The organism is Pseudoduganella sp. RAF53_2 (assembly GCF_052113985.1).
Lineage (GTDB): Bacteria > Pseudomonadota > Gammaproteobacteria > Burkholderiales > Burkholderiaceae_D > Rugamonas.
Window position 1 is genome coordinate 1 of sequence record NZ_JBFRDW010001015.1, and the last position, 1,313, is coordinate 1,313.

The 1,313-nt window shown below is 58.3% G+C and carries 2 protein-coding genes; both read right to left on the reverse strand.

Going from position 1 to position 1,313, the window contains the following annotated elements; genetic code table 11:
- Positions 1 to 520, reverse strand: a 520-nt coding sequence (locus AB4Z11_RS31925; protein ID WP_442030220.1) for an AMP-binding protein, incomplete at its 3' end; no start/stop codon positions are given.
- Positions 517 to 1,011 (reverse strand): winged helix-turn-helix transcriptional regulator, encoded by a 495-nt coding sequence (locus AB4Z11_RS31930; RefSeq protein ID WP_442030222.1) that lies wholly within the window; start codon positions 1,009 to 1,011, stop codon positions 517 to 519. The genes AB4Z11_RS31930 and AB4Z11_RS31925, both read right to left, overlap by 4 nt.
- Positions 1,012 to 1,313: the final 302 nt, after the last annotated feature.

Below are 1,313 nucleotides of genomic sequence, written 5' to 3' on the forward strand. Positions count from 1 at the left end.
TCTTCACACGGCGCACCACGAAATTCACCAGCGCGCCTTTGGCCACGCCGAGCATATCGCCCATGCTGGCCACGATCACATGCTTTACACCGGTGCGCGGCAGCACCTGCTGCACGGTAGTGGCGAAATTCTCCAGCACGATGATGACCTCGGCGCCGGAGTCTTCCAGTTGATGTTCCAGTTCGCGCGGCGTGTACAGCGGGTTCACATTCACCACGGTGCAACCGGCGCGCAGGATGGCGGCAACCGCAATCGGATATTGCAGCACGTTTGGCATCATGACAGCGACGCGAGCGCCCTGCCCCAGGCCACGCTGTTGCAGCCAGGCCGCGATCTGGCGCGAATACTGTTCCCATTCGCGATAAGTCATGACGCTGTCCATGCAGACGTAGGCCTTACGGCTGGCGAACCTGGTGAAGGACTCTTCCAGCAAGTGCACGAGCGATCGGTAGCGCTCAGGGTCAATGGTCGCCGGAATGCCTTCGGGGTAGGAAGCGAGCCAGATTTTATCGGGGTTCATGCAGTCTCCTCTCTCATGCGCATCAATGCGTGCGTCTTGTCATCGGCGGCCGGACCTGCCACCGTGTCGATCTGTGCCGGGGTCAGGTCACGGCCATCAGCGGCGCGGATACCGACGCCCGCGACAGGCTGGCCGGTTTCGCGCTCCACCATCGTCAGCCGCGCGCCCAGCGGATGCGGCGCCCACTGCTCGCCCCACACCGTCATCGCGGCCAGGATTGGATAGAGCGACTGCCCCTTCTTCGTCAGGCGGTAGTGAACGATGCGCGCGTCCTCTTCCGATGGCTCGCGTGCCAGGATGCCGTTCTCCACCAGCTTGCCCAGGCGCCGCGCCAGAATGTTCGTGCTAATGCCAAGATGGCGCTGGAAATCCTGGAAGCGGCTCATGCCGCAAAAGGCATTTCTCAGAATGACGAACGACCACCATTCGCCCACCTGCTCCAGTGTTTGTGCGATGGGGCAGTTCATCTCTGCGAAGGAACCTTTGCTCATGGCTAGTGTTTAAGTAGTAAATAGTTAACATTTACTCTATTGAAATCGCTTGCGTAACACAAGCAGATTTATAGAACGGTCGCTCTATTTTGTTGCGATGCCGCGACATGTATCTATATTGAAAGATGTTGAATTGATAACAAACGGAGAAGAATATGGGGCGTCTGTACTACAACAATGATCAGGAAGATCCTGCGGAATTCTGCTCGGCGCTCGCCATCGGAGACTCGTGGTTCTGGTATCCGAACCAGAACATGATGGAGACGCTGGTGCGCGATCACCGCACTTCCGACGATCACGCG